The following is a 13,185-nucleotide window of genomic DNA, read 5'->3' on the forward strand; positions in this document are numbered from 1 at the left end:
GCGGGTCGCTCACGCCTCCGTTCCGGCGGCGCCGGCGGTCTCGGGCGCGGACGGCTGCACGAACGGGCGCGCGTAGGGCTTGAGGTCGTCCCAGCAGCCGGTGGCCTCGAGCTCGGCGACCGTGCGGGCGGTGTCGTCGGTCAGGACGGTGATGTGGCCCATCTTGCGGTTGTGGCGCAGCTGCGCCTTGCCGTAGTCGTGCACGTTCCATTCGGGATGGGTGGCGATCTGGGCGCGCGTCGGCAGCACGTGCTGGCCGAGCACGTTGACCATGACGGCCGGGCTCAGGAGCTTGGGCTGGATGAGCGGCCATCCCGCGATGCCGCGGATGTGCGCGTCGAACTGGTCGATGGAGCACGCCTCGATGGTGTAGTGGCCGGAGTTGTGCGGACGCGGGGCGAGCTCGTTGACGATGACGCGGCCGTCCTTGGTGACGAACAGCTCGATGGCGAGCGTGCCGGCGAGTTCGAAGCCCTTGGCGAGGGCGAGGGCCATCTCGTGCGCGGTGCGCGCGATCTCGGAGCTGACCTCGGCCGGGGCGATCGTCATGTGCAGGATGTTGTTGCGGTGGTCGTTGCGCACGATCGGGAACGTGACGTAGTCCCTGCCGTTGCCGGACACGAGGATCGACGCCTCGAACGCGAAGTCGACGAAGCCCTCGAGGATGGAGGGCGGGAAGCCGCCGCCGCGGTCGCCGCGGGCGCGGATCTTCTCGAGGTCCATGTCGTTTTTGAGCACGTGCTGGCCGTGGCCGTCGTAGCCGCCGGAGCGGGTCTTCAGCACGCACGGGTAGTGCAGGTCGTCGATGGCGGCCTCGAGCTCGTCGAAGTCGTTGACCTCGCGCCACGGGGCGGTCTCGATGCCGTGCTTGTTGATGAACGTCTTCTCGTTGATGCGGTCCTGGGTGACGCGCAGCAGGTCGGTGCCCTGCGGTGCGGCGACCAGATGGCGCACCTCGTCGATGGATTCGGCGTCGACGTTCTCGAACTCGTAGGTCAGGACGTCGGACTTCTCGGCGAGATCGTGGATGGCGGTCTTGTCGTCGTACTCGCCGACGACCTGGAAGTCGGCCACCTGCGCGGTCGGGCAGTCGGGGGTCGGGTCGAGCACGCCGATGCGGAAGCCCATGTACTTGGCGGACAGGGCCATCATGCGGCCGAGCTGGCCGCCGCCGATGATGCCGATCGTCGAGCCCGGCTGGAGCATCTGGGTGGCGCCGTGGGTTTCCTCAAACAAGCTGGGCATTGGACTCGGCCACCTTCTCCTTCAGTTCGTTGCGGTAGTCCTCGAGCTTCTTGGCCAGGCCCTCGTCGAACGCGGAGAGCATCTGGACGGCCAGCAGGCCGGCGTTGGTGGCGCCGGAGTTGCCGACGGCGGTGGTGGCGACCGGGATGCCGCCGGGCATCTGGACGATGGAGAGCAGGGAGTCCCAGCCGGACAGGGCGTGGGAGCGCACCGGCACGCCGATGACGGGCAGGGTGGTCTGCGCGGCGATCATGCCGGGCAGGTGGGCGGCGCCGCCGGCGCCGGCGATGATGACCTTGAGGCCGTTGGCGCGCGCGTTGTGCGCGAAGTCGGCCATGAGCTCCGGCGTGCGGTGGGCGGAGATCACCTGCTTGTGGTAGGCGACTCCGAACTGGTCGAGGATGTCGCAGGCGCGCTTCATGGTCTCCCAGTCACTGGAAGAGCCCATGACGACGGCGACTTCGGGCTTGATGTCCGTCATTATCATTACCTCCGCGTTATTGAGAATACGGTCTCACTGTACTCCCCCATGTGCCCGTCCGCGCCGGCCGCGCCGGCGACGGCGACGGCCGGGTGCCGGATGCGGGCGGACGGGCCGCGCGGGGCGACAGGCGGATGTCAGAGCGTGATCACGACCTTACCGAACACGTCGCCGCCGATCACCCTGGCGAACGCCTGCGGGGCCGTATCGAGGCCGTCGAAGGTCGAGTCGATCGCCGGATGCAGGTCGGCGTGCTCGACGAAGCGCAGCAGACGGGCGAAGTCCTCGCGCGAGCCCATCGTGTTGCCCTGCACGCGGATGTCCTGGAAGAACACGCGCGTGAGCTCGGCGCCGGGCTGGTCGCCGGTGGTCGCCCCGCAGACCGCGATCGTGCCGCCGGGGCGCACGGACCTGACCGAATGCCCCCACGTGGCGGCGCCGACGGACTCGATGACGGCGTCGACCTTGCGCGGCAGTCGGGCGCCGGTCTCGAAGACGGCGTCGGCGCCGAGATCGAGGGCGCGTTCGCGCTTGTCCGACGAGCGCGAGGTGACGAACACCTCGAGGCCGGCGGCGTGCGCGAGCTGGATCGCGGCGGTCGAGACGCCGCCGCCCGCGCCCTGCACGAGGATCGTGTCGCCGGGCCTGACGTTCGCCGATGTGAAGACGAGCGAGTAGGCGGTCAGCCAGCTGGTGCCGAGCGCGGCGGCCTCGCCGAAGTCGAGGTTCGCGGGCTTGGCGAACACGTTGGCGGACGGCACCTGGACCTTCTCGGCCATCGTGCCCGGATACTTCTCCGACAGGATCGTGCGGCGCTCCCCCGGCATGACGCCGGCGCCGTCGGTGCCGACGAACGTGTAGAGCACGACCTCGGCGCCGGCCTTCAACCCCTTGCGCACGGGGATGTCCTCGTCGAGGACGCCCGCGGCGTCGGTGCCGAGGATCATCGGGGTCTGCTCTGCGGCGAGACCCACGCCCTTGAGGCTCCAGATGTCGTGGTGGTTGACGGTCACGGCCCTGACCGAGACCGTCGACCAGAACGGTCTGGCCTCGGGCGCGGGCATGTCGCCCACGGCCAGGGCGGCGAGCGGGTCATCGTTGTCGATCGTGGAAGCGTATACGGCCTTCATCGGCGTTCCTTTCGTTTGCGTGCTGCGGTCTGCGCCGCGGCGGCGTCACCGCGGCTTCCCGCGTTCCATTGTCGCACGGGACGGGCGTGTTATACGGAGATGTTGGGCGCATTGCCGCGTGGCATGCGCGGGGAGTTCGGCCATGCGTCTAGGCTTTTCCGTCGGCAAGGAAAACAGCAGGAAGGGCGTCTGACTTATGGGGATGGGCATGACCGGTGCGATGGACGGTGCGGACGGCGGGCGCGGCGGACATGTCGCGGATGCCCGGTCCGCGGCCGGCGCGGACGTCGCCGATGCGGCGGACGCCGGCGGATACGACGTCCTGACCCGCATCGCCGGACCGTCCGACGTCAAGGCGCTCGACCGGTCCGGACTGCATCGTCTGTGCGCCGAGATCCGCTCGGCGCTGCTCGCGTACGGGCACGCCCACGGCGGGCACATCGGATCGAACCTCGGCATGGTCGAGGCGACCGTCGCGCTGCACCGCGTCTTCGACTCGCCGCGCGACCGCATCGTCTTCGACGTGTCGCACCAGAGCTACGTGCACAAGATGCTCACCGGCCGCGCCGCCGCATACCTCGATCCGGCGCGGTTCGACGAGGTGACCGGGTTCACGAACCCGGACGAGAGCGAGCACGACCAGTTCGTGCTCGGACACACCGGCACGTCGGTCTCGCTGGCGTGCGGTCTGGCGAAGACGCGCGACATGGGGCGGGCCGCGTCGGGTCCGACCGACGCCGACCGGCCGGACATCGACAACGTCGTGGCCGTCATCGGCGACGGCTCCCTGAGTTCCGGCATCGCGTTCGAGGGGCTGAACAACGCGGCCGAGCAGGGCGGCAACCTCATCATCGTGTTCAACGACAACGAGATGTCCATCGCCGGCGACTTCGGCGGCATGTACGGGCCGCTGGCTCGGCTGCGGGCGTCGAACGGCACGGCGCAGCCGAACATCTTCAACGCGTTCGGGCTGGACTACCGCTACGTGGCCGACGGCAACGACGTGGACGCGCTGGTCGCCGCGTTCGAGGAGGTCAAGGGCATCGACCATCCGGTCGTCGTGCACATCCACACGCTCAAAGGCGCGGGATTCGCCGCCGGCGCGGACGCGTCGGACGGTGCGTCGGGTCACGGCGGCGGGCGCGGGACCGTGCGGGCGACCGACACCGGCGTCAACGCGACCGGCAACGTGTCGCACAGCGAGCCGTGGCACTCCGACCACTGCAACCTGTCCGACCACGCGCCGCACGAGGGCCAGTGCGAGGCGTCGCACTGGCAGACGCCGGACAAGGCGATCGGACGCCCCGAGGACCCGCGCAAGCACTACGGCAAGCTCGCGATGGCGGCACTGGAACGCCGTTTCCCCACCGAACCTGGACTGGTGGTCATCTCCCCCGCGACACCGGGCTCGAACGGCATCACGCACGAGTTCCGCGAGCGCGCGGGCGCACACTACGTGGACTGCGGCATCACCGAATCGCACGCGGTGACCTACGCCTGCGGCATCGCGAGGGCGGGCGGCACGCCGGTGGTGGCGACGACCGCGTCGTTCTTCCAGCGCGCGTACGACCAGTTCTTCCAGGAGATGAGCCTCAACCGCTCGCGTGTGACGGTCCTCGACTTCCTCGGCGGCCTGTCCGGTTCGGACAACACGCATTCCGGCGCGTACGACGTGGCGATGTTCGCGAACATCCCCGGGGTGACGATGCTGATGCCGACCTCACGCGAGGACTATCTGGAGGCGTTGACGTGGGCGACGGCGCCGGACGGGGCCGTCGGCGCGCCGGACGGCCCGGTGGTCATCCGTGTGCCGGGTGAGCCGATCCTCGCGGCCGAGCGAGCGGGCGAGGACCTGGGACGCACGGCGGCGCGGGACGCGGCCGGGCAGGGCGCGGAGACCGCGGATACCGCCGGGCGCGGCAGCCGGGACATGCTCTCCTACCGGGTGACCCGCCACGGATCCAAGGTCGCGATCCTGGGTCTCGGCAACGCGTACCCGCTGGCGTGGCGGGTCGCCGAGGCGCTTGACCGTACCGATGGCATCGATGCGACGGTCGTCGATCCGCGCCAGTGCACCACGCTGGACATGAATCTGCTGGAGTCGCTGCGCGGGGGCCATAAGCTCGTCGTCACGCTGGAGGACGGCCAGCTCGAGGGCGGCTGGGGCGAGAAGGTGACCGCGTACTACGCGAATCACCGTACGGCGGACACGACGGGCGACCGGGGCGACCGGAACCCGCGCGTGATCAACGTCGGCGCGGACAAGGAGTTCACCGACCGCATCCCGCTCGCGACGCTCAACGAGCGTTACGGCCTGACCGTCGAGGCGGTCGCGGCGCGCGTGCGCGAGGCGCTGCGGGGCTGACGTCCGCGGGACCGACCGGCCGTCGACCCCGCGGAACGCCGCTCATCGGTCGTTCCTGATGGCGTCCAGCGCCGGGATCCTCACGGCCTTGTTGGCCGGTCCGAAACCGAACAGCAGGCCGATGCACGTGGCGAAGAGCACCGCGAACAGGTAGAGCCACCACGGGATGACCGAGTAGCGGGTCACGTCCTCGCCGCCGACGACCGCGTCCCGCAGCAGCGTCCAGAACGACAGGTCGCCGCCCGAACCGCCCGAACCGGAGCCCAGGAAACTCGATCCCGATCCGCCGGCGAGCCACATGCCGACCATGTTGACGCCGAGCGAGACGAGCGCGCTCAGCGCCGCGCCGATCACGCCGCCGATGAATCCGATCGCGCCGGCCTCGGTGAGGAACATGACGCGGATGTCGCGCACGTAGCAGCCGAGCGCCTTCATGATGCCGATCTCGCGCGTGCGCTCGGAGACGGACATGACCATCGTGTTGGCGATGCCGATCGCGGCGACGAGCAGCGACACCGCGCCGATGCCGCCCAGGATCAGCTGGATGGCGCGGGACTGGTCCTCGAGGGACTTGCGGATGTCCTCGTAGGAGGAGGTCTGGTAGCCCATCGCCTTGAGCTGGGATTCGACGTCGGGCACCTGCGAGAGGTCGGACGCCTTGACGAGCACCTGATCGTAGTTCGTGGCCGAGGTCGACGAGGACGCGGGCGAAGACGCGGACGAGGACGCGCCGGAGCCGGTCGCGTTGATCTTCGCGATGAGCGCCTTCATCGCGCCCAGGTCCATGACGAGGCCGTCCGATGTGGCGTAGCCCTTGTTGTAGTCGCCGGTGACCACGCCGGTGACCTTGAGGTCGAGGGAGACGGTCTGGGAGTCGCCGGAGGTCGAGCCCGTCGAACCGGCGCCGCTCATGCCGCCGCCGTACAGGTTCTGCACATAGGGGTCGCCGACGTAGTTGGCGCCGGAGACGAGGGTGAGCGGCGTGGTGAGCGGATCGAAGAACGGCTCCTCGTCCTTGTCCGGCTCGCACTCGCCGGTGGCCTCGTTGTAGGTGCAGGAGCCGCCGTCCGCGTGCGTGCGCGTCGCACCGTTGTGCAGCGAGTCGATGAAGCCGTAGGTCACCCATTCGCCGGCGAGGATCTGATCGTCCTTGACCGGCTTGGATCCGTCCTTGAGCTTGTAGCCCATCTTGTCGAACTGGGACATGTCGATGCCCATGATCTGCACGGAGTCGTAGATGTAGCGTCCGCCTGCGCCGGCCTTGGCCGTGACGGTGTAGGGCAGCGTCATCACGGGGGTCACGCCGTCGACGCCGGCGAGCGAGCGGAACGACTCGACCGCCTTGTCGTCGAGTTTGGCGGACTCGCTCGAACCGGAGGACGATCCCGGACCGCTCATGCCCACGCCGTAGCCGCCGCCGTTGGTGTACACGGTGACGATGGACAGATCGCCCATCGATGTGAGCATCTTCTCGTTCTGCTCGTTGATGCCCTGGCCGAACGAAACCATGAGCACGATCGAGCAGCATCCGACGATCACGCCCAGCACGGTCAGGAACGTGCGCGACTTGCGTCGGAACAGGTTCTGCACGCACAGCCGCAGGATGTCGGCGAATCTCATGCGCGCCCCTTGCGCGCGCGACGGGAGTCTGCGCCCGTCTCGGACGCGGAGGCGGGCGACGTCGGGACGATCAGCTGCGTGGCCTCGGGGTCGGCCGCGACCGCGGGACCGGCCGCGGGGCCATCGCCCGCCTTGCCGTTCGCATCGTCCCCGCCGTCGTCCTTGGTCCACTCGTCCCATTCCTCGTCGATGTCGGCCTTCTTCGCCTTCTTCTTCCTGCGGCGGCGCACGAGCACGACGACGAGCACGATCAGCGCGACCGCGACCGCGGCGGCGACGACCCACACCCACCAGGCCACGCCCTGATCGGCCGTCTGGTCGTCGACGGCCATGCCGGAGTCGTCGGGCATCGGCGCGGCCTCGGCGACGTCCACGGTCACGGGGAACTCCTTGGTCTGCGACTTGCCGTCGGAATCCTCGTAGGCGACGTGCAGCTTGGCCTCGAGGGAACCGGCCGTGGTGGGCGTGAACGCGAAGCCGATGGAACCGGACGCACCGGAGGCCACGTTGCCGATGTACTGGGTCTTCGTGGCGGTCTCGATGCCGTCGCCCTCGATCGACGCCTCGACGTTGGCGATGTCGCCCTTGCCCTTGTTCACGTAGTTCATCGTGATGGTGGTCTCGTTGCCGACGGTCGCGTCCTCGGGCGCCACCGGGTCGTCGAGCTGGAAGCGGTCGGGCTGGGAGACCGGCACGGAGATCCTGATGTCCGAGGAGGCGGAGGAGCGCGAACCGGAGTCCACGTACTCGTAGCGGAAGCTCACGGTCACGCCCTGCGCGCCGCTCTTCGCGCTCGACAGCGCCTGCATCGGCACGCTCTGCGTGGCCGAACGGCCGGCGTAGAGCGCGTCGACGTAGAAGGTGTTGGTGCCGCCGGCGATCGCGAAGTTCTCGCCGCCGTCGACGGTGACGACCATGTTGCTCACCGCGACCTTGCCCTTGTTCTGGAACGTGAACGAGAGGGTGAAGTCGCTGCCGACGGCGACCGATCCGTCGCCGTACGTGAAGTTGGTGATGATGACGTTGGGCACGGGGCCGGCGATCGGCGTGGCGCTCTCGCCGCCGGATGCACCGGACGACGAGCCGCCGGACGTGGTCGCGTCGTCGGCGTATGCAACGACGTTCAGCGGAGCCGACGCGACGGCGAGCGCGAACGTCATCGCGAGCGTCGCGAGCAGGGCGACTGCGACGTGCGCGAGCGCGGAGACGCGGCGGACGGTCGGCTGCACGGTCGCCGCCACGCGCGACGCCCGCGATCCCATCGACGCTCGCGCGGCGGGCTCCTGCTTTCCTCGGATGGTCATGGTGTTCCCTTTCTTCCCTGTGTCTTCCCGTGACGTGCGGTGCGCGGAATCGCGCGATGGTTTCAGTTTCCGGTCAGCCGGTCGTCGACGACGCGCCCGTCGAGGAGCGTGACGATGCGGTCGGCGTAGCGGGCCATGTTGTCGTCGTGCGTGACCAGGACGATGGTCTGGTCGAGGTCGCGTGCGAACGAGCAGATCATCTCCATCACGTCGAGCTTGGTCTTCGAATCGAGGTTGCCGGTCGGCTCGTCGGCGAACACCACCTCGGGTTTGGCGACGAACGCGCGGGCGATGCCGACGCGCTGCTGCTGGCCGCCGGACATCTGCGTCGGATAGTGCGTCAGGCGCTTGCCGAGGCCGACGCGCCTCAATATGCCGCGGGCGACGGCCTCGCGCTTCTCCTTCGGCACGCCGCGGAACATGAGCGGCATGGCGACGTTCTCGACCGCGTTGAGGTTCGGCATCAGGTTGTACGACTGGAACACGAATCCCAGATGACGCTGACGGAAGGCGGCGAGCTCGCGCTCGTCGAGCCTGGAGACGACCACTCCCCCGATGCGGACGCCTCCGCGCGTGGGCTTCTCCATACCGGCGAGCTGGTTCAAAAGCGTGGATTTGCCGGAGCCGGACTCGCCGTAGATGCAGCAGATCTGTCCTCGTGGAATGCTGAGGTTCACGTCCTCGAGCGCGACCACGGTCTCGTCGGCCGTGGGGTACTCCTTGCGCAGGTGCCGCACCTCGATCATCGGCCGTCCTTGCCGTCCGCCCTGTCCGTCGCGCTGCCGCGCCATCGCATCCATCGACGCTCCGTTCTCTGCTCGTCCGCTCCCGCATTTCCCGTCGCGGTCCCGTTGCGGACCTCCCCGTCTCTATCGCCAGTCTATCCGAAACGGACCGCTTCGGCACCAGTGTGGCATCATACGTTCGGACAACGCAATACATCCACGGGATGATTCGCTGCGGCGCGCCCTTCCACCCCCGCCATTACAATGGTTCCGGTTTGGCCCCGTAGCTCAGCTGGATAGAGCATGTGACTTCTAATCTCAGGGTCGCCGGTTCGAGCCCGGCCGGGGTCACAAGAAAGCCCTTGGAATCATTAGGTTCCAAGGGCTTCGTTGTTGTCGTTCGATGAATCGGCTCAGCCTCGGTATTCGCGGTCGGCGATCATGCGGCCGGACTGGTCGAGGGCGGTCGAGAAGCGGCCGTAGTCGGACAGGATCACGCCCATGTAGAGCATGTCGACGAGGGCGATGTGCGCCACGCGCGAGAAAATCGCGTTGCCGTAGATCGTCTGGGAGTTCGATCCGGTGATCAGCGTGACGTCGGCGGACCCGGCGAGGGGCGAACCGACGTGGTTGGTCACCGCGATGGTGCGGGCGCCGGCGGCCTTGGCGAGCCGCAGCGCCTTGACCGTGTCCGCGGACGAACCGGAATGCGAGAACGCGATGGCCACGTCATCGTCACGCAGGTGTCCGGCCCCGATCTGCTGCAGGTAGGCGTCCGTGTTGAGGCGGCAGTCCAGCCCCAGATACATCAGCTTCGTGAACAGATCGGTCGCCGGGACCAGCGAGTTCTCGACGCCGTAGATATCGATGGCGTGCGCGTCGGCCAGCAGGGCGGTCGCCCTGCGGAACGCCTTGACGTCGAGCGAACGACGGAGTTCCTCGACGAGGGAGACGGCGCCGGCGGCGGCCTTGGCGGGCACGTCCTCGGGGCTGTCCCACGGGTTCAGATCGAATCCCTCGAGCGGGTCGAACGTCACCTGGTGCTCCGCCTCGGGGTGCCGCAGCACGTACCGCAGCTCGCGGTAGCCGCCGAAGCCGAGCTTGCGCGAGAATCGGATGACCGTGGGCTGGCTGACGTGCGTCGCCTCCGCGAGCTGGCCGACGGTCAGACCCGCCGCCTCCTCGATATGATCGCGGATGTAACGCGCGACGGCCCGCTCGGCCGGGCGAAGCGAAGGATACACGTGATCGATACGCTCGCGAATTCCCACCGAAGACTGCACGGTCCCATCTCCTGCAACGTCACGCCTATGATGCTCTACAGTTCCGTAGCCTAACCGACGTCGGTGCGCCCGCGGCGGATTGCAGATGGCAGCAAAGTGAACCGTGCGTTAACTTTTGCGGGATGCCGGCCGACCCGTCCGGTGCATCGCGCGTCCGGCACGTCACAGCGGAACGGCGATGCGCGGATGTTCGGAATCGTCGTGATGGGTGCGGCCATCCACGATGACGGTCAGTCCGGCGCCATGGCCGTAGTGGTCGCCGAGCAGGTCGTACCAGATGTCGGCCGTCGTGCCGCCGACCGGCAGTCCGGTCAGACGCCAGTAGGGCATCGCATGCCCGTCGGCGATGGGGTCTACGACCAATGTCGTCCCGGTGCCGGATGCGTCCGGCTCCACCCGCACGCCGGCGAGGCCGGAGATGACGAGGTCGGCGAACGCGGAATGGTTGTAGTCCTTGCCGCGCTCGTAGCCGCCCTTGTCCGCGCGCCACTCCCACGCCTCCAGCTGGTCGCGGGAGATCCACGCGCCGGTGTCGGCGTCGAGGTCCTCGTCGATCCAGTCGATGACCTCGCCGTCCGCGGTCCGGCGGGTGTGGATCGCGGCATACCGGCGCAGTTCGCGCATGAAGTCGCCCGGGGCGACCCCGCCGCGACCGGAGCGGATCTCGGCGATCATCGCGTCGAGGGTCTGCGTGGTGGCGAACGGCCAGCAGGGGCCGTTCCACTGGCATTCGTGGGCGGAGTCGCGGTTCATGTAGCGCGGATGGCACCGTTCGGCGGTGCGGATGCCCGCGGCGCCGCCGAAGTGGTCGGGATCGGCGAGGAACCGCCAGGCGTCCTCGTGTCGTTCGTCGGCAAGATCGAACATCCACGGGATGTAGCCGATCTCCTCGCGCACGTTGCGTGACGGGTCCACGTCGGCGAAGTCGGTCGCGGCGAGGATGCCGTCCCGGTCGTCGAGCGGCAGCACCTTGAAGAACCGTCCGTCCTCGTCCCACAGCTCCTCCCGGATGAGCGCGGTCAGCGAGGCGGCCTTCGCCGAGAACTCGTCGGCGAGCGCGTCACGACCGCCCCAGCGGGCGATCGTCGCGATGGCGAGGGCGTTGGCGGCCATGTAGCTGTTGAGCGTCGGGCGCAGGCCGGAACCGGAGATGGAGTCCTCCATCGCGTCGCGGTCGTCGTACGACCAGAACAGACCGTAGCGGGTCATGTTGCGCTCCTCGACCGTGCGGTAGAACCGTACGAAGTCGTCGAGCAGCGACACGGCGAAGTCCCCGTCATCGCGGGTTTCGGCGTAGCGGCGGATCGCGTCGACCACCCATGAGGAGTAGGACAGTTCGTCGCCGGATCCCCTGAACCAGAAGTTCGCGTAGCCGCGGACGAGGTCGCGGCCGCCCCTGAGCCACCGGGCCTCGGCGATGTGGTGGCCGTTGGCGCAGTTGATGGAGTTGTAGGGGCCGGCCCAGTAGACGTCGGGCAGGAATTCGGAGATGATGCGCCCCTCCGGAGTGGAGGTGATGTGCTTGCGGAACGTCCACCAGCGGAACCAGTAGACGCGTTCCAGCAGGCGGTCGGCGCATGCGAAGAACGGCGCCTCGCGCTTCATCCAGTCGGCGGCCGACTCGTCGGGGATGTCCTGGACGTACAGCTCCTCGTCGTTGCGGTTGAAGGCGCCGACGTAGCCGTCGATCACCTCGTCGGGGTCGCGGACCGGACCGGGGACGGTGAATTCCTCGATCGGCTGGTACACCTCGGTCATGTTTCGTCTCCTTTGCGGTTCCGTGGTTTTAGGCCTTGGCCCCGTCGGCCTTCCGGCGCGGCATATGGGTGTGGACGAACACGCCCACGATGATGAGCAGCAGCGCGACGCCGAACGGCAGGAAGGACACGGCGAGGTCCGTGCTGCCGAGGACCGTCTCGACGGCGGTCATGGCGAGCGGCGCGAGGAAGATGCCCACGTGGAAGCCGATCATGATGGCGGTGGACCAGAACGCCTGCTGGGACTTGGTCGCATACTTCGGCAGCTGGTTGAACAGCCAAGGTCCGAGAATCGGGCCGGGCACGTAGAAGCAGATGATCGAGGCGACCAGCAGGGGCCAGCTGCCGTCGGCGAAGTACAGGAGGAAGCAGCCGAGCGCCTCGATGGCGATGCCCAGGTACAGGGTGTTCATGTCGCCGAGGAACCTGTTGAGCGCGCCGAAGCCGAAGCCGGAGACGATGCCGGCGGCCACGCCGATGGACATGACGGTGGACGTGTTGAAGTCGGCGCCCAGGGCCTCCTGCGTGACGGCCGCCCAGCGCACGAAGCCGGACTGCATGGCGATGAGATAGCCGGCGGCGAACAGCGCGAACAACGTGAGGACCACGTAGTTGGACTTCTCCGCGAAGACGTCCCCGCCCTCGTCTGCGGAGTCGTCGGTCCCCTCGTCCGAGGCGAGCTTGACGTCCGGCACCACGATCCAGAACCATGCGAGCGCGGCGAACGCGAGGATGTAGGCGGAGAAGGACCCCTGCCAGCCGAAGGCGCTGGCCAGGACGCCAACCAAGGCCGTCAGGATCATCTGGCCGATGTTCTCGAACGCGCCGCGGATGCCCAGCAGCGTGGAACGGGTGTCGCCGGACCACATCACCTGGATGATGGCCACGGCCAGCGAGTTGTAGCATCCCAGGCCCAGGCCCAGCACGATGCGCGAGATGAGGATCACGGTGTAGTCGTTGACGAACATCGGCACCACGCCGGAGACGCCGACCAGCACGACGCCGAGGCCGATGGTGTTCTTCAGTCCGAAGAAGCGGGCCATCGCGGGGCTCAGCAGCAGGGTGACGAGGGCGGTGAGCGACGGCGTGGTGGAGAGCAGCTCGGCGGCCGCGTTGGAGACGTGCAGGCCATCGCGGATCTGCGGCAGGATGCCGTTGATGATGTTGGAACTGGTCAGCAGCAGCGACACCGCCAGCACGGCCAGCTGCACGTTGAGGCCGTATTTCTTGACTTCCTTTGTCATGGTTGTTCCTTTGGATTCGATTCCGTATGGA

Annotated in this window: 10 protein-coding genes and 1 tRNA gene; 2 read left to right on the forward strand and 9 right to left on the reverse strand. The window is 68.2% G+C overall.

What is annotated here, in order from left to right; all coding sequences use genetic code 11:
• Nucleotides 1–9 precede the first annotated feature (9 nt).
• The 3 genes from purK to JS528_RS02935 all read right to left on the reverse strand — a co-directional run bounded on the left by purK (nt 10) and on the right by JS528_RS02935 (nt 2,856).
• Nucleotides 10–1,245, reverse strand: coding sequence for a 5-(carboxyamino)imidazole ribonucleotide synthase (gene purK / locus JS528_RS02925; protein ID WP_214357620.1), 1,236 nt, complete (start codon nt 1,243–1,245; stop codon nt 10–12).
• Nucleotides 1,229–1,726, reverse strand: a complete 498-nt coding sequence (gene purE / locus JS528_RS02930) for a 5-(carboxyamino)imidazole ribonucleotide mutase (protein ID WP_214357621.1) — start codon at nt 1,724–1,726, stop codon at nt 1,229–1,231. Before purE ends, purK begins: the two co-directional genes overlap by 17 nt.
• Before the next feature lie 137 nt (nt 1,727–1,863).
• Nucleotides 1,864–2,856 carry a zinc-binding dehydrogenase gene (locus JS528_RS02935; protein WP_214357622.1) on the reverse strand — a complete coding sequence of 331 codons (993 nt, stop codon included), beginning with the start codon at nt 2,854–2,856 and terminating at the stop codon, nt 1,864–1,866.
• A 208-nt stretch (nt 2,857–3,064) separates the two neighbouring features.
• Between JS528_RS02935 and JS528_RS02940 the strand changes: the two genes are divergently transcribed.
• Nucleotides 3,065–5,221 carry a 1-deoxy-D-xylulose-5-phosphate synthase gene (locus JS528_RS02940; protein ID WP_420838173.1) on the forward strand — a complete coding sequence of 719 codons (2,157 nt, stop codon included), beginning with the start codon at nt 3,065–3,067 and terminating at the stop codon, nt 5,219–5,221.
• Nucleotides 5,222–5,263: 42 nt separating this feature from the next.
• Here JS528_RS02940 and JS528_RS02945 read toward each other — a convergent pair whose 3' ends face one another.
• The 3 genes from JS528_RS02945 to JS528_RS02955 all read right to left on the reverse strand — a co-directional run bounded on the left by JS528_RS02945 (nt 5,264) and on the right by JS528_RS02955 (nt 8,891).
• Nucleotides 5,264–6,841, reverse strand: a complete 1,578-nt coding sequence (locus tag JS528_RS02945; RefSeq protein ID WP_214357623.1) for an ABC transporter permease — start codon at nt 6,839–6,841, stop codon at nt 5,264–5,266.
• A complete protein-coding gene (locus JS528_RS02950) occupies nt 6,838–8,001 on the reverse strand; it encodes a CARDB domain-containing protein (protein ID WP_240541305.1) in 1,164 nt (387 codons plus the stop codon). The genes JS528_RS02945 and JS528_RS02950 overlap by 4 nt, the downstream gene beginning before the upstream one ends.
• A gap of 206 nt (nt 8,002–8,207) precedes the next feature.
• Nucleotides 8,208–8,891, reverse strand: coding sequence for an ABC transporter ATP-binding protein (locus tag JS528_RS02955; protein ID WP_214357625.1), 684 nt, complete (start codon nt 8,889–8,891; stop codon nt 8,208–8,210).
• A 256-nt stretch (nt 8,892–9,147) separates the two neighbouring features.
• On the opposite strand from JS528_RS02955, the gene JS528_RS02960 reads away from it, so the two are divergent.
• Nucleotides 9,148–9,221 (forward strand) — tRNA-Arg (locus tag JS528_RS02960).
• A 62-nt stretch (nt 9,222–9,283) separates the two neighbouring features.
• Here the strand turns inward: JS528_RS02960 and JS528_RS02965 are convergent.
• From JS528_RS02965 to JS528_RS02975, 3 genes are all read right to left on the reverse strand, one after another.
• The gene (locus tag JS528_RS02965; RefSeq protein WP_214357626.1) at nt 9,284–10,153 is read right to left on the reverse strand and encodes a MurR/RpiR family transcriptional regulator; all 870 of its coding nucleotides are present in this window, start codon (nt 10,151–10,153) and stop codon (nt 9,284–9,286) included.
• Nucleotides 10,154–10,315: 162 nt separating this feature from the next.
• On the reverse strand, nt 10,316–11,911 hold the full coding sequence (locus JS528_RS02970; RefSeq protein WP_214357627.1) for an MGH1-like glycoside hydrolase domain-containing protein: 1,596 nt from the start codon (nt 11,909–11,911) through the stop codon (nt 10,316–10,318).
• Nucleotides 11,912–11,939: 28 nt separating this feature from the next.
• The gene (locus JS528_RS02975) at nt 11,940–13,154 is read right to left on the reverse strand and encodes an MFS transporter (RefSeq protein WP_214357628.1); all 1,215 of its coding nucleotides are present in this window, start codon (nt 13,152–13,154) and stop codon (nt 11,940–11,942) included.
• Nucleotides 13,155–13,185 lie beyond the last annotated feature (31 nt).

Origin of the sequence: Bifidobacterium santillanense, assembly GCF_018555385.1 — a bacterium.
Classification (GTDB): Bacteria; Actinomycetota; Actinomycetes; order Actinomycetales; family Bifidobacteriaceae; genus Bifidobacterium; species Bifidobacterium santillanense.